This window comes from Campylobacter corcagiensis (assembly GCF_013201645.1).
In the GTDB taxonomy this organism is placed as follows: domain Bacteria; phylum Campylobacterota; class Campylobacteria; order Campylobacterales; family Campylobacteraceae; genus Campylobacter_B; species Campylobacter_B corcagiensis.
This window is the reverse complement of the sequence record NZ_CP053842.1, coordinates 789,083-811,832: the sequence shown is the minus strand read 5'-3', so window position 1 is coordinate 811,832 and position 22,750 is coordinate 789,083. Positions and strand designations below refer to the sequence as shown.

Sequence of the window (22,750 nt, the reverse complement as noted above, 5' to 3'; positions counted from 1 at the left end):
GGTTAATTATACTATATGGAACTTAAAAAATTTATGTTTTTACTAAAAATTTATACGAATAATAGTATAATCTTACATTTTATTAACTATATTAAAAAGGTAAGCAAAATTTTGAGAAAAGCGTGTATTTATCCAGGAACTTTTGATCCAATTACAAATGGTCACATTGATGTTATAAAAAGAGCTTTGAGATTTTTTGATAAAGTTGTAGTTGCTATTGCGTTAAATGACGCTAAAAAGCCCTTTTTTAGCATAGATAAAAGGCTTGAGATGGTAAGTCTTGCTACTTCAAATTTAGGCGATGTAGAGGTAAAAAGCTTTGACACTTTACTGGTTGATTTCGCAAAAAAAGAAAATATCGCAACGGTTATTAGAGGTTTAAGAGCGGTAAGCGACTTTGAATACGAACTTCAAATGGGCTATGCAAACTCTTCGCTTTGGGATAAATTTGAAACTGTTTATCTTATGCCAACTTTGCAAAACGCATTTATTAGTAGCTCAGTTGTAAGATCTATAGCTTATCACAGTGGTGATGTATCACACCTTGTGCCAAAGGAAATTTTAGGGTATTTAAAGGAGATAAATGCTAGTCACATTTGAAGGAATTGATGGTGTTGGCAAAAGCACACAAATCGAGCTTTTAAAAAAAGCTTATCCAGATGCAATTATTACAAAAGAGCCAGGTGGAACAGAATTTGGAAAAAAGATTAGGCAGATAGTTTTAAATGGTAGTGATATATCATTTAGAGCTGAAATTTTACTATTTTTAGCAGATCGTGCCCAGCATTATGAAAAAGTAATCGCTCCAAATTCAAAAAACCTTATCTTAAGTGATAGAGGCTTTATCTCAGGCATGGCTTATGCTATGGCAAATGAACCAAATCTTGATATCGAAGAGCTTTTGATGTTTAATAAATTTGCTTTAAAAGGCAACTTTGGTGATAAATTTATCTTTTTCAAAATCGATAAAGACACTTTGATCTCACGCCTTAGCACTAGAGAAAAAGATAGCATTGAAGCTAGGGGTATGGAGTATCTTTTAAGAGTTCAAGACTATATGGAGATGATTCTTAAAAATCTAAAATTCAAAGTTCTTACAGTAAAAGCAGATGATGAAATTTTAGCTATAAATGAAAAAATAAAGGAGTTTATAAAATGATACAAGCTTTAAGAGGAATGAAAGATATCATTGATGATGGATATTTATATAAACATATTATAAAAACTTGCGAAAATGTGGCTTTAAATTTTGGCTACACTTTTATAGAAACCCCAAAGCTAGAAGAGACTTCACTCTTTAGAAGAAGCGTTGGCGAAAGTAGTGATATCGTCGGCAAAGAGATGTATGAATTTTTAGATAAAAGTGGCACTTCAGTTTGTTTAAGACCAGAAGGAACTGCTGGGGTTGTAAGGGCTTTTATAGAGCATAAATTTGATAGAGCTGGTGGGGTAAGAAGGTATTTTTATCATGGCTCAATGTTTCGCTACGAACGCCCACAAAAAGGACGCTTAAGAGAATTTCATCAATTTGGCATAGAGTGTTTTGGCGAAGAAAGCGTTTATGAAGATGCTAGCGTTATCTTAATAGGAGCTGAAATTCTACGCCGTCTTGGAGTAAAATCAACACTTAAAATAAACTCTTTAGGCGATAGCGAATGTATGCCAAAATATCGCCAAAAACTAGTAAATTTTCTAAATGATATAAAAAGCGGTCTTTGCGATGACTGCGTTAGAAGAATTGAAACAAACCCAATAAGAGTGCTTGATTGTAAAAATGAACATTGCCAAAATTTACTAAAAACTGCGCCATTAATAACTGAAAATTTAAACGATGTTTGCGAAGCTGAGTTTAAAAAGCTAGGTGAAATTTTAAAATCAAATGGCATAAATTTTGAAGTTGATCCTAAGCTTGTTCGTGGGCTTGATTACTACTGTAAAACCGCTTTTGAGTTTGTAAGTGATGAGATAGGCTCTCAAAGTGCGGTTTTAGGCGGTGGCAGATATGATAAGCTTGTGGAGTATTTAGGTGGAAAGCCAACTTATGGCGTTGGTTTTGCTTTAGGTGTTGAGCGTCTTATGGAGATAATTAAAACAAAAGAGTTTAAAAACCCTAGAGATGGAATTTATCTTTGTGCGTTAGATGATAAATTTATAGATGAAATTTACTCTTTGGGACTAAAATTAAGGAAAAATTTTAAAGTTGAAATAAGTTATGAAGCTAAAAATCCAGCAAAACATCTAAAATCAGCTGATAATTTAAATGCTGAAATTTTTCTATGTATAGGCGAAGAAGAGCACAAAAACGGTGAAATTTGGTATAAAAATCTAACAACAAGCAGTGATAAAAAGATAAAAATTAAAGAGTTAAAGGAAGTATTAGATGTTAAATAATTCTTATGGTTTTAGTATCTGGGGAAACTCAAATTTTATGGTTGAAGATGGCAAAATTTGCCTTAATACAGACTTTAAACCAGCCCTTATTGATATCGTAAAAGATCTTAGAAATGATGGATATATGGGTCCTTTGTTGCTTCGTTTTCCTCATCTTATAAAAAAACAAATCGTTGAAATTTACACAAATTTTGAAAGAGCTAAGAAAGAATTTGATTATAGTGGAAATTTTCAAGCTGTTTTTCCACTAAAAGTAAATCAATACCCAGGATTTGTTAAAAACCTAGTCGAACTTGGTAAGCCCTTTAATTATGGACTTGAAGCTGGATCAAAAGCAGAGCTACTTTTAGCGATGGCTTATAACAATCTAGGAGCACCGATAACAGTAAATGGCTTTAAGGATAAAGAGCTTATTAATATAGGATTTATCGCATCTGAAATGGGTCATGATATCACTTTAACCATTGAAGGTTTAAGCGAACTTGAAGCCATAATAGAAACTGCAAAAGAGCGTTTTACTCCAAAGCCAAATATCGGACTAAGAATAAGACTTCATAGTTCAGGTAGTGGAATTTGGCAAAAAAGTGGTGGAATAAATTCCAAATTTGGACTAACTTCAACAGAGCTAATCGAAGCTATAAATTTACTAAAAGAGGCAAATTTACTCGATAAATTTACTATGATCCACTTTCATATTGGCTCACAAATAAATGAAATTCACCCACTTAAAAAAGCATTAACTGAAGCTGGAAATATCTACGCTGAACTTGTAAAAATGGGAGCAAATAACCTAAAAGCCATAAATTTAGGTGGTGGTTTAGCTGTAGAATACTCTCAAACAAAGGAAAACTCAGAGCGAAATTACACCCTTAGAGAGTATGCAAATGATGTTACTTTTTTACTTAAAAGCATAGCAAATCACAAAAAAGTTAGCGAACCAAATATCTTTATAGAAAGTGGTAGATATGTAGCAGCAAGTCACGCTGTTTTAATAGCTCCTGTTATAGAGCTTTTCTCACAAGAATACGCTGAAAGCAAGCTTTTACTAAAAGAGAAAAATCCACCTATTATAGATGAGCTTTATGATTTGTATAAAAATTTAAAACCGGCAAATGCTTTAGAGTATCTTCACGATGCAATTGCTCATATGGAGAGTGTTTTAACGCTATTTGATCTTGGATATGTTGATTTAACCGATCGCTCAAATGGTGAAATTTTGGTACATTTGATAATGAAAAAAAGTATTCCGATGCTTGGAAATAAGCAAAATTTTGGAGATATTTTAAAAATTCAAAACGAAGTTCAAGAAAGGTATTTAGTAAATTTCTCAATGTTTCAATCTTTACCTGATTTTTGGGGACTAAAGCAGCACTTTCCTATAGTTCCACTTGATAGACTTGATGAACGCCCTACTAGGTCTGCTTCTATTTGGGATATTACCTGTGATAGTGATGGCGAGATAGGTTTTGATGAGAGAACAAATCCACTATTTTTACACGATATTGATGTTGAAAAAGAGGATTATTTTTTAGGATTTTTCTTAGTTGGTGCTTATCAAGAAGTCCTTGGAATGGATCATAATCTCTTTACTCATCCAACAGAAGCTACCATAACTTTAAATGAAAATGGCGGATATGAGATAAAAGATATCATAGAAGCTCAAAGCGTACTTGATATCTTAGAGGATATGGATTATAATGTTAGTGATATTCAAGAGATACTAAATTCTAGAATTGAAGAGTCAAATTTAGTTGATGAAAAGCAAAAAAAGCACATTTTAGGAGAGCTATATCTTTTCTTAAATGATAACTGTTATCTAAAATAAGGGTGGTATTATGGGATTTTGGAGTATTGTTAAGGAAGATTTAAATGAACCAAAAAGGCAAGATCCAGCCTTTCATAGTTGGATAGAGCTATTTTTTAACTATCCAGGAGTTTGGGCTGTGGTAAATCACCGCTTTGCACACTTTTTTTACAGTAAAAATTTTAAAAGAATTGGCAGAGCAATATCAGGAATTTCAAGATTTTTAACAGGAGTAGATCTTCATCCAGCAGCAAAAGTTGGCAGACATGTATTTTTTGATCACGCAACAGGCATTGTTATAGGAGAAACAACTGAAATAGGCGATAATGTACTTCTTTATCAAGGCGTAACTTTAGGCGGAGTTAGCTTAGATAAAGGAAAACGCCACCCTACTATCAAAAATGGCGTAGTTGTAGGAGCTGGTGCAAAGGTTTTAGGCAATATCACAATAGGAGAAAACTCTAAAATTGGTGCAAATTCTGTCGTGGTAAAAGATGTTCCTGATGACTCAACTGCAGTTGGAATACCAGCTAGAATTTTAGGAGCAAAAGAGCCAAACACAAACAAAGAAAGACTTGCTCATAACAAACTTCCAGATATAAATAAAGAGCTTTTTGCATATTGTTTAAAAAGAATTGAAATTTTAGAAAATGCTGTAAAAAACGAAGATAAAAACATAATAAACAAAGACGAAGAGCTAGCAAAATGTTATCAAGATTTTATAAAATCCATAAATAGTTAAACTTAATTTTATATAAAAAATAGTAAGATTACCAAATTTTAAGGAGAAAAAATGGAAATAAAACTTTCAAAAAGAGTTAAGTCACTAGAAGAGTCTATAACATTAGTTATTACCGCAAAAGCAAAAGAGATGAAGGCCAACGGCATTGATGTCATAAGCCTAAGTGCTGGAGAGCCTGACTTTGATACACCAAAGGCTATAAAAGATGCAGCCATTTATGCTATGAATCACGGCGGTTCAAAATATACAGCAGTCACAGGCACACCTGAAGTGCTAAAAGCAATACAAACAAAACTTAAAAAAGAGAACAACTTAGAGTATAAAACAAACCAAATTTTAACTAATGTTGGCGCAAAACACTCGCTTTTTAACATAACTCAAGCTTTAATTGACTCAGGCGATGAAGTTATCATACCAGCTCCTTATTGGGTAACCTACCCTCAAATCGTCCTTTATGCAGGCGGAAAACCTATTATTTTAAAAACAGATGAAAGTACGAATTTTAAAATCACTCCAGAACAGCTAAAAAATGCAATCACACCAAAAACAAAGCTTTTAATGCTAAATTCTCCATCAAATCCAACTGGAGCGATATACTCAAAAGCTGAACTTGAAGCTATTGGTGAAATTTTAAAAGGAACAAACATAATGATCGCAAGTGATGAAATTTATGAAAAGGTAAATTTCACGGGCAAATTTGTAGCAACTGCAAGCATAAGCCAGGATTTGTTTAAAAGAACTATAACTATAAACGGACTTAGCAAGTGCGGAGCGATGCCAGGCTGGAGATTTGGATATATGGCAAGTGCAAATGACGATCTTATAAAAGCATGCAAAGCACTAAGTAGTCAAAGCACTTCAAATATCTGCTCAATAACTCAAGCTGGCGCTATACCGTCACTTCTTGGCGAAACTGATGGAGATATCGAGATGATGAGACTTGAATATCAAAAACGCCGTGACTGGGCTGTTAAAGCTATAAGTGAGATAGATGGCTTAAGCGTTACAAACCCTCCTGATGGGGCATTTTATCTTTTTATAAACTGTAAAAAAGTAGACCCTGATTCACTTAGATTTTGCCAAAGAATGTTACAAGAAGCAAATGTCGCAACTGTTCCAGGCGTTGGTTTTGGAATGGATGGGTATTTTAGAGCTTCATATGCAACCGATCTTGATAGCATAAAAAAGGCAGTTTCAAGAATAGCTGACTTTGTTAAAAACTACTAAATTTTAAAGGGCGATTTTCGCCCTAGCTTTTTTAACTTAACCATATAAAATTTGAATTTTATAGTTTTTTAATCTCTTTTTCAATCACACTTTTTGGCGTAAGACCAAGGAATTTTTTACTAAGATCATCGTTAAATAAAAAAGTCGCTGGAACGCCACTTATACAGCCAACTGCGTTAGATAAAAACATAACGCTATCTTTATCAAAAACAACAGGAAAATTAATTTCTTTTGCGACATTTAAAGCATCACTCATATCTTTTGCATCACCAAGAACTGCTATAAATTTAAAATTTATCTCTTTTAAATAAATAAGTTGTTCTTTACAAGCCCCGCACTCTTTTGTGATAAAAATAAGTCCAAATTTATCGCTACCATTTAGCTTTAAATTTCCATTTTGAGTGCTAAAATAAAGTGGCTTTTCTGAGTTTATAGCTAAAATTCCATCATCACAGCCACAAAAAAATAGTATTATAAAAAATATGATAATTTTGCTTTTAAATATTTCCAACCTATATCTCCATAAATTTTATCTTTTAAAATGCCGTTTTTATCAACTATAAAAATGCTAGGAAGCGTTGTAACGCCATATCTATCAAGGCTAATTTTTAAATCATCTTTTAAAACTAAAATAGATGAAAAACTCATTTCATTTAAATAATCTTTAATAATTTTTTCATCATTTAGTGAATTTATCGCATAGACTCTGAAAATGCCTGGATTTTCTTTTAAAAACTCATCTAAATTTGGAAGTATTTGAGTACAACCTAAGCAGCCATATTGCCAAAATACGATGATAGAAATTTTATCATTTTGAATTTTTACCTTTTCGCCATTTAAATTTGTAGCTGAAATTTCAGGAGCAATGCTACCAATTTCAGCTTTAAATTCTTCCTTACAGCCTAAAAAAACCACTCCAAATATTAGTAAATTTATAAAAATTCTAAGAAATTTTTTCATCATTTATTAGTTTTCCATGTGATAAAGTTATCATTCTATCGCCATTTTTGCCTAGTTTTGGGTTATGTGTGATTAAAATTATAGTTTTGCCATTTTGCTTAATTTTTTGAAAAAGCTCTAATACAACACCTTCATTTTTTTCGTCTAAATTTCCAGTTGGCTCATCAGCTATTAAAATCTCAGGATTATTTATCAAAGCCCTTGCTATGCACACTCTTTGTTGTTCGCCGCCACTAAGCTGGTTTGGAAGATGGCTAAATCTATGGCTTAACCCAACCATATCAAGCATCGCTTTAGCATCCTCTAAATCAACGCTTGAGTGATAATACTGAGCAAGCATCACATTTTCTAAAACACTTAAATATGGAATTAAATGAAATTGTTGAAAAATAAGCCCAATTGTTTCTCTTCTAATCTTTAAATGCTCTTTTTGAGACAGATCGGCAACATTTTTGCCTAGTAAAAAATACTCACCACTTGTTGGATTATCCATTAAAGATAAGATATTTATTAGCGTTGTTTTTCCACTCCCACTTGGCCCCATTATACTTAGCCACTGATTTTTAGGCACTTCAAAACTAATGCTATCTAATGCACAAACATCTTTAAAACCTTTATGAATGTTTTTTAAACTTATTACACTATCCATTTATTCTCCTCTAAGTGTATCTGCAAGATTAATTTTAATAGCTTTTTTTATTGGATAAAAAGCAGCCACAAATGAACAAAACAAAGAGATTAAAACAGCAATTACAACCGATAAAACTCTAAAATCAATACTTGCTTTAAAAATCATCATTCCTAAAATTTGAGCCAAAATATACCCACTAAATGCCCCAAGAATCGCACTAAAAATAGTAATAATTGCAATTTCACTTCCAAAAAGCTTAATAATATCTTTTTTTGTTGCACCAAGAGCTAAATTTAAAGCAATTTCTTTTTTTCTAGAAAAAATTATAGAACTAAGAGTTGTATTAACGCTAGTTGAGCTAATTATCAAAATTACAACGCCAATTAAAGCCATAAGCCCTTTTATTTTCTCAAGTACTGCACCTTCTGAGAGCGAAATTTGTGCGATCGGCTTTGCGTTTATTTCATCACTACTTAAATTTTTACTTAAATTTAAAATCGCATCAAAGTCTAAATTTATAACCGCATTTGCGTAGTTTATGATATTTTTTCCTTCTAGCTCTTGAGCTAAAGAAATATTAACAAACATAAGCTCATCGCTTTCATCGCCACCATAAAATATCCCTTTTACGATGACATTTTTTGATATTAAATTTTTAGGATTTGTGATTGTGATTGTTTGATTTATCTTAGCCTCCAAACTTTTTGCTAAATTTAGCCCTAAAAATGCAGAATTTTTTGAAAAATCACTTAAATTCATACTTCCTTTTCTAATCTCTAAAAACGGCTTAGTTTTTTTAAGTCCAGCAAAATCAACCCCTGCAATTATTCCATTTCCAATTCCAAAACTATAATATCCATAAAGATAAGGAGTCTGTCCTAAAAGAGTGTTTTTATCTATTTTTTCTAGTGCATTTTGATACTTTTTAAACTCCATAAAATTACTATTTGTTGGGGTCATGATAAAATTTGCACCATAAGCTTTTAACTCTTTACTCATTTTTGTATCAATATCAAAATAAATTCCTAAAAATCCAGAACTAACTGCTGTTCCTATAAAAATAGCTATAAAAATTACAAACACTCTTTTGCTTCCAACTTTTAAGCTTTTAAAAATCGAGCTTATGAAAAATTTACTATTTACTTGCATACAAAACCTCCGCTGGAAGTAAATTTATGACATTTTTCATCGGCAAAAGTGAACCAATAAGTGCGATTAAAACAGCAAAAAACAGAGTTATAGGAATTACGATTAATGAAAAATTTATAAAATGTGAGAAAATAAAATACGCAATAATTTGAGAAATCAAATATCCAAAAATAACTCCAACTAGCGATGAAAATACCGCAACCACAACGCTTCCCAGAGCAAAATTTAGATAAATTTGAAAATTTGTTGCCCCCAAAGCCTTTAAAAGTCCAATTTCTTTCGTTCGTCTATAAATTTCTGATGTCATAAGCGATGAAATTGCAATGCTTGAAACTATTAAAGAAATGAGGCTAACTACTAGCATCAGGGTTTGAATTTTAGTTACGACGCTACTTTCAGCATCGCTTATTTGAGTTTGTGGTTTTGCATCAGCACCTTTTAAATCCTCACTTATTTGATAAGCGATTGAGCTAACAAAAGCGGTGCAATACCATAAATCATACTCAACTTGATCTAAATAATCAAGGTTTTTCCTAGCCTTTATAGCAAGGTCATTTTCTGGTATGGTTAGTGCTGAGACTTCAACTTTTTCAACTTTGTTTTCTAAATTTAAAAGAGTTTGAGTAAATTTTAAAGAAGTTATAAATTTATTAGAAAACTCACCGCCAAAATCTAAAATTCCAACAACTTTTAGAGTTTTTCCAGCTATATTAATCTCATCATTTAGTTTTAAATTCTCTTTTAAAGCCAAATCACTTCCAACTAAAACTTCATCTAAACTATCATCTTTTGGAAGTTTTCCATCTATTTTCCAAAATGGATAAATCGCTTTTATTCCAGTTGTAAAGTCCTCTTCGTCAGTTACTTTTACATTTTTATCAAAATAAGTTCCGACTATTTTTTTATCATCTACCAAAGCTGTTAAAAACGGTGCAAAACCAACTATATTATTTCTCCAAAAAATCTCTTTTATAGCGTGCAGGTCGCTTTCATTTATATAATTTTCATTTTTAAGTGGCTCGAATTTTTGATCTCCAACATCAATGCTAAGCGAGTTTCCCTTTGGTAAAACTAAGATATTTGAACCATAACTTCTTAACTCTTTTGAGACGACATTTCCAATGCTTAAAGTAATATTAAGCATGGATGAAATAAGCAAAGATGTTAAAAATATAGTTAAAAATGATAAAATTTTCATATCACCTCTAATGGATGATAAAATTATTTTAAAAATCACCTTTAGCCTCCTTATATCCTTCAACTCTAAAATGAGCTTTTGTGAGAGTTTTTACATATTTTGAAGGATCTTTTATAAACTCTTTTTTATTTTCCTCGCTTTCAAAAAAGTAAGTTTTATCGCCATAAACATAGTTAAATTTAGCTTTTAAATTTATTATTTTGTTTTTACTAACTGGATCAATTACAAGTTTTTCTCTAACTTCGCTAAAATAGTTTGCTCCAAGCATAATTTCACTTAAAGGAATAATTAATTTATCTTTTTCAACTCTAAAATTAAAAGGAATCGGATTGCATCCGCCCATTTTGCCAACTGATGGTAGGAAAATTCTCACATTACAAGCCACGCAAATTAGCTCATCTCCTTTTTTAACATAGCCCTTATCTCCACAAATCATACAACTATCAAAAACCGCAGTTGGAACAAGCCTATCAGGATATTTATTTATCATAAAAAACCTTATAGTTTTTCCATCATCGCTTATATAAGCATAGCGGTGAAGTTTGTTATCTTTTAACTCATTTATGTCAAATACAAACTCATCATTTTGACTAGGTTCAACAATAGTTGGCTCATCTATCGCAAGCGGTTTTGAGGCGTGTAAGTCATAATACAAAAGAGTCGTTAAAGCAATAATTGATGATAAAATTATGCTAAAAAAGTTAAACTTGATTTTGTTGTTGTATGCTAAATTTTTTCTAAATTTTATATCTAAAATGTTAGTTTTTTTGTTATTTTTAATGAGTTTTAAAAGAGTTAAAGCCCCGTATAAGATAAAAACTGCGATGTAAAAATAACAAAACATCTTTTCATAATGGAGTGATTTTGCTACAAAAGATAGTGTTGTAGAACTTGTTTCAACAACTCCTTTTCGCATCAAAATAAGTAAAATTTCTGATATAAAATAGGATAAATTTATGATTAAAAAAACCAAACCAACTAAAAATGAAAATGTTTTTTTGTTGTAAATTTGAGCAGATATTTTAACACAAAAATAATAGACTATGAAAAAAATCAGACCCAAAAACACAAAAGAGAAGTTTTTTATACCAAGAGTGTCAAGCAATGTATTATCAAAAATTTCATAGCCGTTACTTACATAAAAATATTTTACGCTAAATCCAAACGAAACTAAAAACACCACTATAAATTTAATAAATTTAGGAATTTTTAAAAGCAAAATCGGGCTTAATATAAATAAAACTGCTAAAATTAAATTTGTAACTAAATATAAATTCCTTAATCCATAAGGATACTTTAAAGCTATAAAATAAGCAAAATATCCAAAGACAAAAGAAGTAACTACTAAGCTTATTAAATTTATAAATTTATCTTTTAAGTAAAAAAGAGTTATGAAAAAAACTAGCGGTAAAAACGCATTTATTATATGAACAAAAAATATACTCATAAAACCTCATTTTATTTAAATTTAGGGGGATTTTGCCCCCTTGGGTTTATTTATCAGGTGTGCCTGTGTATTTAAATGTGTATTTAACAGTAAAAGGTTCAAACCATTTGCCAACACCAGTTTCTTCATCCACATGGCGACCAAAACCTTGTTTTTCAGGATTTTGAATTGCATAAATTAGCTCATAATTTCCAATTCCGCCATCCATTTTGATGTTTGCTCCATAGTGAGGACCATCATCTGCAACCATTGGCATAAAAGTTCCTTTTTTAACTTTGCCGTTGTCTAAATTTGTTAGTTGATATGCAATTGTTAAATACGGAACCCAAAATCCTTCTGGAAAGCCATTTGGATTACCTTTTGTTGCATGAATATCTGCTTCAAGGTGAATATCTGCTAGGCTTGCCGCAAGGTCGATTCCCCTAGGTTCCATCTCAATTGGTTGCAAATAAACAGCTGCTATTTCCATTCCATGCATTTCGATTGGATCGCCAATTGGAACTTCTCCGCCAAATGCTACACTTGCTAAAACTGCACTACTTAGTGCGACGCTTAATAGACTTTTTTTCATTTCGTCTCCTTTTTTTGAAGTTTATTTGTTATTAAAATACCAATTATTAGTATTGTAAGAACCAAAATTTGTGGTAAAAGTGTTTCATAATATGGATAAAGTCCAAGCCAAGTTATAGGTTTAAACTCATAGCCAATTAATGTCGGAGAGATGATTTTGCCTTCAATTAACTCAGCCACACCTTTTCCTGTAAATACAAAACACATATAAAAAATAATATATGAAGTTATTTTGAAAAATAGCTTTATAGGAATTCTAACTGCTCCTGCTTTAAGCAAGAAATAAAGCACAACTAAAACCACTAATGCAACGCCAAGCCCTACAAAAACAGCACTAAAATCAGCACTTGTTTTTGCATCAAATAAAAGTGCTTGATAGAATAAAACTGTCTCAGCTCCTTCTCTAAATACTGCTAAAAATACAGTTATCCATAGAGTTTTAGCTGAATTTTTACTTATTGCATCCATAGCTCCTGTTTTTAAAGTATGAGCCCATTTTTGATCTCTTGCTTTGTGAAGCATCCAAAATCCAACATAAATTAAAAGCACAACGGCTATTAAAAATGTAATGCCTTCTAACAGCTCTCTAAACTGCCCAGCGTAAGCTCTAAAAAAGTAATAAATTAAAAACGCAGCCACAAAGCTTAAAAACACACCTGTAAAAAGTGCTGAATAAGCAATGTTTAATCTATTTTTATTTCCACTTTGGATTAAGTATGAAACGATGGCAACTACGATGATTAAGGCTTCCAAGCCCTCTCTTAGTAAAATTCCAAACGCTGCAAGGAATAAAAACAGAGGTGAGCTATTATTTACCTTATCAAGTGAGCCAACTAATAATTCATTTAATTTATCAAAATTTGCTTTTAACTCATTTTTGCTTGCTCCACTTTTAATAAGAGCCACACCATGAGTAAAAACGCTTTCAATTTCTAATTTTAAAGCACTATCAACAGCTCCAATTTTATTTTCCATGCCAGAAGCTTCAAAGATGTCTAAATAAGTGCTTTGTAGCTCATCAATCAAAGCTTCTTTTGGTTGTTTTTCATAATTTTTTAAAATATTATCAGTTGCAAGTTTTATCTCATTTGCAACTTTTGAATAATCTTTTGCTCTGTCTAGCTCTGTATCATCAAACCCCGCAAATTTAATATCTTTAATATTTTCCTCAGGTATTAAAAGCATCGCATCAAAAAGATCATTTTTAATATTTTCAAATTTTTCTCTAATGTCGTGTTCGGTTAAATTTGCATCATCAAGCGAAGTTACAGCACTTCTTAAAGCTTGTTGAATTTGTTGGTCTAGCTTTGGTTTTGTAAATTTAGAAATTGCAATTTCAAGCTTTGTGTTTCTATAATCATCATATAAAGCCCCATTTATAAGGCTTTTTGTCTTAGTTAAGTCTTTATTTCTAAAAGAAATCGCCGCTTCATCAAGTTTTAGAGAAAACTCATCATGCAAGGCTTGAAGTTTTGGATTTAAGGCTGATGCAGCTTGAAGGTTTGCTACAACTTCATCGCTTGATTCTGGAGCGATAATGTCAGTTGCATTTAAATTTGTAGTTTTATTTTCAGCTTGATTTAAATTTTCAGTTTCATTTAAATTTAGAGTTTCATTTTTAGTTGCAGTTTTATATAAAGTTTCGCTTTTATTTTCATCTGTTTTATTTGAAGTTCCTAAAATAGCAGCGAAAATATCATCAGCTGCAGCTTCGCGTTTTGCATTTGCTTCAATTGAAGATTTAATAGCTGCTTCTTTATCATAGTCTAAATCACTCGCTTCTGCTTTTAGTTTAAAACCATCTTGTATAATTGGCACAACTTCATCAAGGTCAAAATAAAGCCCATCAATTAAAGCTTTTATCTTATTGATATCAGCGTTTTCTTTGTAGTAGCGTCTTAAATTTGTAAATTTACGCTCCATTGTGATAGCACGACGCCCGATATTTCTACCAATTGCACCTTCCATATTTTCAAAATGCTGAAAATATGCATCTTCAATTAACTTTTTAGCTTTTAAATTATCGCCACTTTCATAAACTTCAACGCTTTGATTGATTAAGTCTTTTATAATGTTACTTTCTTTGTAAAAGTCATCAACTCTTGCAAAGCATAGCGAAGTTAAAAAAATAAAAATAGTAAGAAATACTCTCATAAATTCCTCTTTGATACTCATAATCAATTTAGATTGTGGAATGATACTGCTTTTTATTTTAAAATTTACTTAAAATGAATAACAGTTTTATTTTTATTAAGTTAGACTAAGTAAAACAAAAATATTAATAAAGATATGATAATAAATTTCACGCAATAACTATAATATGAATAAAAATGAGCTTTAAATTTTCTTCAGTAAATTTTTAAATAAATGTACAAAAGAGCTATTATAAATACATAAGCCCTACTTTGCCTATGTTTAATAATAAACTTTATTTTTTGTAAAAGATGAAAGATTCTTAGTAAAATAGCTATAAAATCAAAATATTTAAAAATTTTACTTAAATTTAGCTAAATTCCTTGACAACTAATATTTTTTAAGATACAATAACAATTCTTTAATTCGCTGGGGTATAGCCAAGCGGTAAGGCAACTGGTTTTGGTCCAGTCATTCAGAGGTTCGAATCCTCTTACCCCATCCATTTTTAGCTTTCTCCTTTTGCTAAAATGTGACGCAGAGTGGAGCAGTGGTAGCTCGTCGGGCTCATAACCCGAAGGTCAGGGGTTCAAGTCCCTTCTCTGCAACCAAATAACCATTTTTAGGGCATTTGATAAAATCTTAATTTTTTCTTAATTTCTTAAATCATATGTTTTTTATATTTCTTTAAGTTTTAACTGATTTTATAAGGTTTTCGATTGTGTGTTTTGATTTTTTAATATCAGTTGTAATATATCTTTGAGTTGTAGTTATATTTGTATGTCCTAGTGTAAAACTTACCTGCTCTACTGGTAAATTTAGATAATTGATTGAATAAGTTGCTATTAGATGTCTTATATCGTGCAGTCTTATTTTAGGTAGATTATTTCTTTTTAAAAGCGAGTTCCAACTTCTTCTTAAATCTGTAAATTTAGTATTAGTATTAGGGTTAATAAATATATAATTATTAAGGGCATTATCTTTTTTAGCTTGAATGTATCTTTTATAAAGTCTATTATATAGTTCATCACTCATAGAATAGATCATATCTCTTTTAGCTTTATTGATTTGAAATGGTATTTTATAAGTTTTTGTTTTTAAATTTATATCAGACCACTTTAAATTTAGTACTTCTGATTTTCTTCTTCCGTGTAGTAAAAAGAAATATATATCAGCATTGTATCCAGTATTTTCAACTATAGCTTTTATTATTTTCTTTTGTATTTGAATGGAGTAATCAAAGTATCTTTTATTATCAAATTGTGGAAGTTCAACCAAATCACAAGGGTTTTTATTTATAAGCTCCATTTTTACAGCAAATTTAAATATTACTCTAAGTTTAGCTAGTATATTTTTTACTGTTTTTATTTTATAGCCCTGCTTTATAAGATCATTACAAAATTTCTGAATTTCAAGGAATTTTATATCACTTACAAATTTAAGACCTAAATTATCTTTGAAATGTTTGTTATATGTAGCTATATCACTTCTTAAAGTGCTAGGACGAAGTAAAAGCTCATAATATACTAGATAGCTATTAAAAACTTGATTTAAAGTCATTTAGAATACCATTTATCATAATAACCACGATATAAGCAAATATCTTCTAAAATAGAAAGCTTAAATTTAAGATAAGCAATATCATCAAAATCAAAAGAGATAAAACAGTCAATATCATCAAAATCAGCAAGGGTTTTATTAGTATGATACATTTCATCTATAATTTCACATTCAGATAGTTTTGCTAGTTCTTGTTTTAATTTTCCTTCATCAAAAATATTCATTTCTTATCCTTTATTAAAATTCTAAATATTTCATCTCTTTATCGATGAAATGGTTATAAAGTTCATCAATATCGTTTAAATCTAATAAGTCATTATTATTAGTTAGATTGTTAAATCCACGTTTGTATAGCTCATTTTCTAAGATGGCTAACCTTTGTACATTCTCATCACTATGGTCATAAGCAAGATAGTAATTTGTTAAAGTCCAATCGCTCATATTTGTAATACTCATCTCTTTAGGGTTTAGTTCTCCACTATAATAAAGTTCTAAATTTCTTCGTTTTTGATTTAGAGATTTAAGTTTATTTAGCTTGATATCTTTTCTGTTTTCTTTAATTGATTGCCAGTCGATGGTAGTTTTTATAGAATTATTATGATTTACTCTTCTTTTTTGCCAAATTTCACCAAACTCATCAAAAATTTGCATAGGTTTTTTAGATTCAGGATCTAATAATACAGTTATTAAACCTTTATTATAATTTTTAGTAAGAGAAATTAAAGAATAACGACCATTTAATTTTCGATAAATTTCAAGACTTATAAAGGTTTGTGACATTGTAAAACGCCTTATTTTATGCTTTAAATACCAAAATGTTATATCGGTTAAATTTTCAAGTTCTGAATTCTCTCGTAAATCATCTAATGTTTTAAAAATATACTTCATAATATAAGCAGTCGGATTTTTAATATCTGTAGTTACCTTAGAATGAGTATCTAAAAATCTATTTTTAATAACATTAACAGATCTAGATAAAAATTTTTTAGGAACAAATAAAAGTAAATTTAAATGGCAAGTTCCATCTTTATGTGGTTCTTTTGTTGTGATATAACATTTTTCATATTTTGGAATAGAACGAATTGTATTAGAATTCATTATACTTCTTACAACACTTTGAAGCCTGTCAGAACCAGCTTTGATAGTATGATTTTCATCATCGATAAACTTTTTATTATTAACTAACTTTTTTCTACCACTTTTTAAAGTTATAATTTTTTTTCTATGATATTCACTAGGTAAAGTTAAAACAGCAAATATAGGCTTTAACCCCCTATCATTTGCATATTTATTTAAACTTGATACCCTGTTATTAAGTTCAGCAATATAACGATTCGAATTATGCCAAGATGAAAAATAAAAATCACTATAAGGTTTACACTCACCATTAATATATAAAAAGTTCTCATCTAAAAATTTTTTTTGATTTTTTAACTTAAATTTTAAAAACTTTTTATCTAATTCTGAAATGCCATACATTTTACTTACCTATACACAGTTATATTATATATAGCCAAGGGCTCACTTGCTTTCCCCACTTCGTGGGTCCCCTGCAAGTGAGCTTCTCGCGTCGTGCTTCGCACATACAAAACTTAAGTCATTATCTCTTTGGCTTTTACTTCTAAGAGTTCCATCGTCATTTAGATATCTAACAAAATAAACCTTACAAGGATCAGGTATAAGGGTTATAAAAACACTAAAAGAGTAATCATTAACTTTTTCATTTTTATAACTTAAAAGATTACCTAAAACTGGAATATGTTCTATAACAGGTATAGTTTCTTTACTTTTTATACTTTCCTTAGAGTTTATACCACCGATTAGGTAGCTATTTTGATAAGTGAGATGAACATTTGTTTTGATATGCCTTGATGAAATTCTTGGTGTATCTGTATCATCTAACAAATTTTCTATATATAAATCAAGCCCAAAAGAGACACTATCATCAGTTATTAGAACACCACTTATATTTAGCTTTAAACCAACATTTTCATAAACAACTTCTTCAGTTTGAACAGTTTGTGAATTTTCAACATTAATATTTGATTTTTTTATAGGAGTCTTTACAACACTTTCAATTACACTATCTTTATTATCTATAAGCGTAATTCTAGGGTTATATAGCAATTGAGATATTCCATTGCTTTGAAGTAAATTTATAAGGCTAGAAACGTTATCTTTTTGTATTCTAGAGCTATCAACACTTAAAACATTAGTCATTAATTTAAGGTAGAAATGATCAAGTGGATTTAATAAAACATCTATTTTTGGTCCAACTTCTTTTAATTTAGATACATCAGTTGCTACAATACTAAAACTAAGCTGTCTAAATTGATATGAAGTATCTAGACCGTTTATCATACTATTAATAATTTTGTACTGGCTTTCAGTGGTTAAAAGTAATACGCGATCAGAATAAACACTATATTTTATATTTTCTTGAAAAAGCTCTAAAGCTTTAGTAACATCTTCTTTAGATATATTTTTAAATTTAATAATATAATCATTTAAAATAGGCTTTTCTTCTTCATTAGTGCTATAGATTAATATAATGCTATCTTGCATTGTATAATCAAGATTATTAACTCTTAATATATCATCAAGTAAATCACTAATAACTTCAATTTTTGTCAAATCTAATGTTGGTAAAAATACGTCAAAATTTGTATCAATATTTCCACTAATAACAATATTTTTACCGGTTATACCACTTATCTCACCTAGAAAATCACTAAAAGAAATTGAGCGATATTCTATACTAAAAGAGAAACTAACGGAAATCAAAAGAATTATAATTTTTTGTATAATTTTCATTTTGCGAACCTTTATAAAAATTATCATCACCACTAAATTTAGATAAAAAACCTATAAATTCAGCAGGACAAGAAACATAGTAGTCTATGTAATTTGATGACTTTTTATCAGTCAAAACAATACTGCACTTACTATCTGCTAAAAGTAGCAAAAAGCTATCTAAAGTTAAATTTAGACTATAGCTCCTAAATTTGCAAGAGCTAGGAAAACAAGTAATTTTTTCGTAAATTCTCCTTTCATTAAGTAGTAAATTTTCATCTTTTATAGTTTCTTTATAATTTGAAATTTCTAAAGTTTGATTTTTATCAGATACATAAATTTCAGATATAAATTCATCTTTTTTAGCTTTATCATTTTCAAGCTTAGGGGGACCAATAAACTTAAAACCAAAATATAAAATAATTGCTAAAACAATAAGCATAAAGATTTTACCAGTAGCATATGATTTATAAATTTGAGTTGAGCCACTATTATAAATTTCAGAAATTTTAGAATCAAATTTAATATTATCAGTTTTTATAAGATTATCTCTTTTTGGATCACAAGTAGAATAAACTTTATATCTAAAAACTTTTGATAGAAGTCTTTTACCGCTAGGTTGAGCAACATACATTAATTCAGTATGTACTAAATATTCCCTATTAGTTTGCCTTTTGCTTTGAAGTAAAAAAACAACATCTATTCCAAAATGTCCATGGTATGATAAAAATCTACCAAGAGAATCATTAAATTTCTTATCAAAAACATTATAAGCTTCATCAAGAACAATTAAACAGTGATGATAATCTTCATATATACCATTTTTAAGTGCATATGAGTCATAATCATTACCTACACTAATAAAGCCAGTTTCATATTGTTTATTTAGTAGATTTTCTTCATTAACAGCATTTATAAAATCAAGCTTATCAAACTTTTTTACAAAACCATCAAATAATTCAAATTTAAAACCCCCAATATTACAGTAAATATTACGATATTTACTAGTATTAGAAAGATATTTTTTATACTCATCATTTATATCCTTTACGGCTTTGTAAGTTTTTCCGCTTCTAGGTGGACCAAGTATTAAAGATAGCATTTAATCACCTATTTAAAAGTGTTAGAAGTGTAGCTATTACAGCACCGATATTTTGATAAACATAAGCCATAAGCTTATAAGCTTGAACCATAAAATAAAGACTTAGTAGAGCGATAAATAACTGCATAGAAGCAGAAAAAGCAGGAGCAAGTCCACTAACATGTAAAAATTCCATTGCAGAACTAAGCATAGTTGAGTTTGAAAGACCACCAAAAGAACCACTAGCTGAAGCACTATAATCAGCAAGCTTAGGTAATATATCTTTTAATGTATTCCATAATCTCATAATATAAAGAGATAAAAAGGCAAAAAAAGCAGTCATAAATGCAACAAAAGCACCACCAACAACAATAAAAAAAGCAGTTAAAATTCCTTTTATACCTAAACGCTTAGTAAGAAAATCAAGTATATAAGTAACAAATCCACCCAAAGCACCAATTAACCATTTCATTATTTACCACCTACATTAAAAAGATATTTAAGTGCAAAAATAAAGACTTCAAAAGAGAGCCAAACAGTAAAAAATATAGTTAAGATAGATGTATAAGGTCTAACCAATCTACAAGGGTCAATCTCAAAAATGTTTTTAGTCTCACTTCCTGGAGCAGGACCACTAATAGTAAATGGACAAGTTCCACGTGGTATTTCAGGGCTATCAATACCACTCTCAAAAAGATGAAGCATTTCATTAAATTGATTCATCAAATCATTAATAGTATTTTTCAAACCATTAAGGAAATTCATACCATCATTAAAACTAACATTAGCTAATTTCATAGCGTCTTTAAAATTTTGTAAAGCAGTAGAAAAATTATAACCTGGATTATAATTCCACTCTGTAAGTTGTTGTTCATGTATTTTATTAGCTGTTTTATTAAGAGCGTCAAGCTTAGCATTAGCACGATTCATAGAATCTAATAAGCTTTGTAAATCAGGTGAAGTTTGTGGAGCTGGTAAAGGATTAGTTGGATTATTTGTAGTAGTAGAACCAGTTTCAACATCTGTAACAGTACTAGGCTTTGAAATTGTATTTGTAACTTCATTATTAACATTAATTGTATTAATATATCCAGTATTAAATTTCTTCTTACCTTTTGGGCTATCATAGTCATATTCTAAATCTACTTCTTGAACTTTTGAACCATTACCAGTTATAGTTTCAACAACACTTACATTTATAATACTATTATCAGGAGTGGTAATTACACCCTTATAATTTGTTTTGTTACCATTTTTTGCAGTTTGTTTTATTACCATAGGTAAATTTGGAGTTGGATTATCCTTTAACATTGAATTAAAATCATATTCCAACTTTACTTCTTTATTTAAGTGTAGTTGAGTTGCTTCTTTTGTAGGTATAGGTTTATTTGTTTGAGCTAATTTAGAAGCTACTAATTGATTATTTTTCATTTTTGAAATAGAAGCGTCATTAGGAAAATCAAATTTTTTAAGATCTGGAGAAACATCAACTAATTTTTGCGGAGTTTTATCTACAACTTTAGGCAAATTACTAAGGTCAAGTTTGTTAAATTTTTCACCTTGTTTAAATAAATGATTTGTTGCAATATCAAAATCAGATGTAGGCTTAAAATCAAAAACAGGCTCAGGTCCATTTTTTGTTGCTCTCATATCAACAATTTGGGGACGATACTCTAATAGATTAGGATTTGGGATTTTTGGATTTGGACTTTTAAAAAGTCCTTTCATAAAACTAGATAAAGAACTCCAACCATTTTTTATAGCATCAATTGGAAGTGGAAACATAAAGCCACCCCAAACAAACAAATCATTATCTAATTGCCTTTCTGCATTAAAACGATCTACTGTTTCATTAGAATAACAACCTGTTGGATATCTCATACAAGCATTAAGCTCAGGTCCACTAAAACCATCGTGACAAGGTCCGTGATATCTCATACCCCTTTTTTCACATTCATCTTCATTTATGCTTGGATCTGGCAAACACTCTTTTATCGTTCTTTTACCTTCTGTTTTCCAATCTCCTGATCTTTCCTTATATATCATAGGTTCAGGACACCAATCAGGACGTTCTATTTGTGCTTCACAAGTTTTTGTATATGGATCAAAATATGTATTTTCAGGACAAGAAACACATTGTTTGATTTCGGGATTGAATACTTCACCATTTTTAGGGCAAGTAACTTTTTTAAATATTTGATATGTATAACTAGAAATATTTAATGTTAATCTTTGCTTATCGTATTGAGAATTTTCATAATGAACACCACAACGATATTTACGTGAAGAATAAGGACCTGACTCAGGTATACAAGTAATAGGGGTAGAGCAGGATTTTGAATATAGATGAATAGTATCGCCATTATCTAAAATTTTATAACCTTCATTAGGACCATCTTCATCATAAATATCGGTAGAACTTTGTGATGCTAACTTTTTATAAACATTACCATTTAATGAGTAATAATCATCTCCAATAGATGTTAATGCGATACTACCAGCTGAAAAATCTATTTTTATATCATTATTAGTTGCAAGATTTTTTTTACGAACTTCACAAATATTAGCATAAGTTAAAGTTGTAAGAGATAATAAGATTATTAAGAATTTGAGTAGGGTTTTCATTGCTTAATCTCTTTTGAATTCATATTATTTAAGTTATCACTCTTTGGATATGATGATTTTAAAAATATAATCAGATCTATTAGTAGATAGATGATTATTATTTTTGTTATGATTGTTAATGTTAATAAAATCATTTTTCAGCCTTTTTTATATTTACCTTTTATATTTTTAATCAAACTTTATTTAAAACTCAGAACGCCAAAAGCTTAAATTTAGATTTAAACTATTGCTTTTGGCGTTCGTGCTAATTTTTTACTGATTTTTCTAAATAAGATTTTTTTAAATAGAAAATTCAATATACGAAAAATCAAAAAATTAGCTTTATTATTTAAAGCCTAAACTTACTTAATAAAAGAAAGAGCTACAACATAAACAAAAATTGGTATAAAAAAAATAACAAAAATATTCATAAAATAATTAAATACTTGATTATCTAAAA

The 22,750-nt window shown here is 29.7% G+C and carries 22 protein-coding genes and 2 tRNA genes; 8 read left to right on the top strand and 16 right to left on the bottom strand.

The genetic code is table 11. The features are described from left to right. Nucleotides 1-111 precede the first annotated feature (111 nt). The 6 genes from coaD to CCORG_RS04275 are packed head-to-tail and all read left to right on the top strand — an operon-like array spanning nucleotide 112 to nucleotide 6,164. Nucleotides 112-600 (top strand): pantetheine-phosphate adenylyltransferase, encoded by a 489-nt coding sequence (coaD, locus tag CCORG_RS04300; RefSeq protein WP_025803483.1) that lies wholly within the window; start codon nucleotides 112-114, stop codon nucleotides 598-600. After that, nucleotides 584-1,159, top strand: a complete 576-nt coding sequence (tmk, locus tag CCORG_RS04295; protein WP_025803484.1) for a dTMP kinase — start codon at nucleotides 584-586, stop codon at nucleotides 1,157-1,159. Before coaD ends, tmk begins: the two co-directional genes overlap by 17 nt. Beyond that, nucleotides 1,156-2,391 (top strand): histidine--tRNA ligase, encoded by a 1,236-nt coding sequence (gene hisS, locus CCORG_RS04290; RefSeq protein ID WP_025803485.1) that lies wholly within the window; start codon nucleotides 1,156-1,158, stop codon nucleotides 2,389-2,391. The genes tmk and hisS overlap by 4 nt, the downstream gene beginning before the upstream one ends. Beyond that, nucleotides 2,381-4,216, top strand: a complete 1,836-nt coding sequence (gene speA / locus CCORG_RS04285; RefSeq protein WP_025803486.1) for a biosynthetic arginine decarboxylase — start codon at nucleotides 2,381-2,383, stop codon at nucleotides 4,214-4,216. Before hisS ends, speA begins: the two co-directional genes overlap by 11 nt. Before the next feature lie 10 nt (nucleotides 4,217-4,226). Further along, nucleotides 4,227-4,937: a serine O-acetyltransferase gene (gene cysE / locus CCORG_RS04280; RefSeq protein WP_025803487.1), complete on the top strand. Its 711-nt coding sequence runs from the start codon at nucleotides 4,227-4,229 to the stop codon at nucleotides 4,935-4,937. 51 nt (nucleotides 4,938-4,988) lie between these two features. Beyond that, complete coding sequence (locus tag CCORG_RS04275; RefSeq protein ID WP_034971553.1) at nucleotides 4,989-6,164, top strand: pyridoxal phosphate-dependent aminotransferase; 1,176 nt, start codon at nucleotides 4,989-4,991, stop codon at nucleotides 6,162-6,164. 58 nt (nucleotides 6,165-6,222) lie between these two features. Here the strand turns inward: CCORG_RS04275 and CCORG_RS04270 are convergent, their stop codons facing one another. The 8 genes from CCORG_RS04270 to CCORG_RS04235 are packed head-to-tail and all read right to left on the bottom strand — an operon-like array spanning nucleotide 6,223 to nucleotide 14,273. Beyond that, complete coding sequence (locus CCORG_RS04270) at nucleotides 6,223-6,675, bottom strand: TlpA family protein disulfide reductase (RefSeq protein ID WP_025803489.1); 453 nt, start codon at nucleotides 6,673-6,675, stop codon at nucleotides 6,223-6,225. After that, nucleotides 6,636-7,124, bottom strand: coding sequence for a TlpA family protein disulfide reductase (locus CCORG_RS04265; RefSeq protein WP_025803490.1), 489 nt, complete (start codon nucleotides 7,122-7,124; stop codon nucleotides 6,636-6,638). Before CCORG_RS04265 ends, CCORG_RS04270 begins: the two co-directional genes overlap by 40 nt. Continuing rightward, nucleotides 7,108-7,773, bottom strand: a complete 666-nt coding sequence (locus CCORG_RS04260) for an ABC transporter ATP-binding protein (RefSeq protein ID WP_025803491.1) — start codon at nucleotides 7,771-7,773, stop codon at nucleotides 7,108-7,110. The genes CCORG_RS04265 and CCORG_RS04260 overlap by 17 nt, the downstream gene beginning before the upstream one ends. Then, a complete protein-coding gene (locus CCORG_RS04255) occupies nucleotides 7,774-8,904 on the bottom strand; it encodes an ABC transporter permease (protein WP_025803492.1) in 1,131 nt (376 codons plus the stop codon). It abuts the gene before it with no gap. Beyond that, complete coding sequence (locus CCORG_RS04250; protein WP_025803493.1) at nucleotides 8,891-10,141, bottom strand: ABC transporter permease; 1,251 nt, start codon at nucleotides 10,139-10,141, stop codon at nucleotides 8,891-8,893. Before CCORG_RS04250 ends, CCORG_RS04255 begins: the two co-directional genes overlap by 14 nt. Next, nucleotides 10,131-11,549 carry a Fe-S-containing protein gene (locus tag CCORG_RS04245; protein ID WP_025803494.1) on the bottom strand — a complete coding sequence of 473 codons (1,419 nt, stop codon included), beginning with the start codon at nucleotides 11,547-11,549 and terminating at the stop codon, nucleotides 10,131-10,133. The genes CCORG_RS04250 and CCORG_RS04245 overlap by 11 nt, the downstream gene beginning before the upstream one ends. Nucleotides 11,550-11,595: 46 nt before the next feature. Then, complete coding sequence (locus tag CCORG_RS04240; RefSeq protein WP_025803495.1) at nucleotides 11,596-12,120, bottom strand: iron transporter; 525 nt, start codon at nucleotides 12,118-12,120, stop codon at nucleotides 11,596-11,598. After that, a complete protein-coding gene (locus tag CCORG_RS04235) occupies nucleotides 12,117-14,273 on the bottom strand; it encodes an FTR1 family iron permease (protein ID WP_025803496.1) in 2,157 nt (718 codons plus the stop codon). The genes CCORG_RS04240 and CCORG_RS04235 overlap by 4 nt, the downstream gene beginning before the upstream one ends. Before the next feature lie 409 nt (nucleotides 14,274-14,682). On the opposite strand from CCORG_RS04235, the gene CCORG_RS04230 reads away from it, so the two are divergent. Both CCORG_RS04230 and CCORG_RS04225 read left to right on the top strand, forming a co-directional pair. Continuing rightward, nucleotides 14,683-14,757 (top strand) — tRNA-Gln (locus CCORG_RS04230). A 31-nt stretch (nucleotides 14,758-14,788) separates the two neighbouring features. Further along, nucleotides 14,789-14,863, top strand: a tRNA-Met gene (locus tag CCORG_RS04225). Between the two features lie 76 nt (nucleotides 14,864-14,939). On the opposite strand, the gene CCORG_RS04220 is transcribed toward CCORG_RS04225, so the two are convergent. Genes CCORG_RS04220 through CCORG_RS04185 form a run of 8 tightly spaced genes read right to left on the bottom strand, consistent with a single transcriptional unit; the run spans nucleotide 14,940 to nucleotide 22,445 of the window. After that, entirely contained in the window at nucleotides 14,940-15,812 is an 873-nt protein-coding gene (locus CCORG_RS04220) for a tyrosine-type recombinase/integrase (protein ID WP_025803497.1), read from the bottom strand. Continuing rightward, nucleotides 15,809-16,036, bottom strand: coding sequence for a hypothetical protein (locus CCORG_RS04215; RefSeq protein ID WP_025803498.1), 228 nt, complete (start codon nucleotides 16,034-16,036; stop codon nucleotides 15,809-15,811). Before CCORG_RS04215 ends, CCORG_RS04220 begins: the two co-directional genes overlap by 4 nt. Nucleotides 16,037-16,049: 13 nt before the next feature. Continuing rightward, nucleotides 16,050-17,291 (bottom strand): replication endonuclease, encoded by a 1,242-nt coding sequence (locus CCORG_RS04210; protein WP_025803499.1) that lies wholly within the window; start codon nucleotides 17,289-17,291, stop codon nucleotides 16,050-16,052. A gap of 42 nt (nucleotides 17,292-17,333) precedes the next feature. After that, nucleotides 17,334-18,596, bottom strand: a complete 1,263-nt coding sequence (locus CCORG_RS04205) for a type II secretion system protein GspD (protein WP_216832735.1) — start codon at nucleotides 18,594-18,596, stop codon at nucleotides 17,334-17,336. Then, entirely contained in the window at nucleotides 18,583-19,707 is a 1,125-nt protein-coding gene (locus CCORG_RS04200; RefSeq protein ID WP_025803501.1) for a zonular occludens toxin domain-containing protein, read from the bottom strand. Before CCORG_RS04200 ends, CCORG_RS04205 begins: the two co-directional genes overlap by 14 nt. Before the next feature lie 4 nt (nucleotides 19,708-19,711). Further along, nucleotides 19,712-20,158 carry a hypothetical protein gene (locus tag CCORG_RS04195; RefSeq protein WP_025803502.1) on the bottom strand — a complete coding sequence of 149 codons (447 nt, stop codon included), beginning with the start codon at nucleotides 20,156-20,158 and terminating at the stop codon, nucleotides 19,712-19,714. Then, nucleotides 20,158-22,311, bottom strand: coding sequence for a hypothetical protein (locus CCORG_RS04190; protein ID WP_025803503.1), 2,154 nt, complete (start codon nucleotides 22,309-22,311; stop codon nucleotides 20,158-20,160). The genes CCORG_RS04195 and CCORG_RS04190 overlap by 1 nt, the downstream gene beginning before the upstream one ends. Beyond that, nucleotides 22,308-22,445, bottom strand: coding sequence for a hypothetical protein (locus CCORG_RS04185; RefSeq protein WP_161632383.1), 138 nt, complete (start codon nucleotides 22,443-22,445; stop codon nucleotides 22,308-22,310). Before CCORG_RS04185 ends, CCORG_RS04190 begins: the two co-directional genes overlap by 4 nt. Between the last annotated feature and the right edge of the window lie 305 nt (nucleotides 22,446-22,750).

Coding starts and splice junctions, on each gene's coding strand:
- CCORG_RS04265 (WP_025803490.1), bottom strand. CDS start 7,124: ATGAAAAAATTTCTTAGAATTTTTATAAATTTACTAATATTTGGAGTG.
- hisS (WP_025803485.1), top strand. CDS start 1,156: ATGATACAAGCTTTAAGAGGAATGAAAGATATCATTGATGATGGATAT.
- speA (WP_025803486.1), top strand. CDS start 2,381: ATGTTAAATAATTCTTATGGTTTTAGTATCTGGGGAAACTCAAATTTT.
- tmk (WP_025803484.1), top strand. CDS start 584: ATGCTAGTCACATTTGAAGGAATTGATGGTGTTGGCAAAAGCACACAA.
- CCORG_RS04275 (WP_034971553.1), top strand. CDS start 4,989: ATGGAAATAAAACTTTCAAAAAGAGTTAAGTCACTAGAAGAGTCTATA.
- CCORG_RS04190 (WP_025803503.1), bottom strand. CDS start 22,311: ATGAAAACCCTACTCAAATTCTTAATAATCTTATTATCTCTTACAACT.
- CCORG_RS04185 (WP_161632383.1), bottom strand. CDS start 22,445: ATGATTTTATTAACATTAACAATCATAACAAAAATAATAATCATCTAT.
- CCORG_RS04255 (WP_025803492.1), bottom strand. CDS start 8,904: ATGCAAGTAAATAGTAAATTTTTCATAAGCTCGATTTTTAAAAGCTTA.
- CCORG_RS04220 (WP_025803497.1), bottom strand. CDS start 15,812: ATGACTTTAAATCAAGTTTTTAATAGCTATCTAGTATATTATGAGCTT.
- CCORG_RS04210 (WP_025803499.1), bottom strand. CDS start 17,291: ATGTATGGCATTTCAGAATTAGATAAAAAGTTTTTAAAATTTAAGTTA.
- CCORG_RS04260 (WP_025803491.1), bottom strand. CDS start 7,773: ATGGATAGTGTAATAAGTTTAAAAAACATTCATAAAGGTTTTAAAGAT.
- CCORG_RS04235 (WP_025803496.1), bottom strand. CDS start 14,273: ATGAGAGTATTTCTTACTATTTTTATTTTTTTAACTTCGCTATGCTTT.
- CCORG_RS04245 (WP_025803494.1), bottom strand. CDS start 11,549: ATGAGTATATTTTTTGTTCATATAATAAATGCGTTTTTACCGCTAGTT.
- cysE (WP_025803487.1), top strand. CDS start 4,227: ATGGGATTTTGGAGTATTGTTAAGGAAGATTTAAATGAACCAAAAAGG.
- CCORG_RS04195 (WP_025803502.1), bottom strand. CDS start 20,158: ATGAAATGGTTAATTGGTGCTTTGGGTGGATTTGTTACTTATATACTT.
- CCORG_RS04215 (WP_025803498.1), bottom strand. CDS start 16,036: ATGAATATTTTTGATGAAGGAAAATTAAAACAAGAACTAGCAAAACTA.
- CCORG_RS04200 (WP_025803501.1), bottom strand. CDS start 19,707: ATGCTATCTTTAATACTTGGTCCACCTAGAAGCGGAAAAACTTACAAA.
- CCORG_RS04240 (WP_025803495.1), bottom strand. CDS start 12,120: ATGAAAAAAAGTCTATTAAGCGTCGCACTAAGTAGTGCAGTTTTAGCA.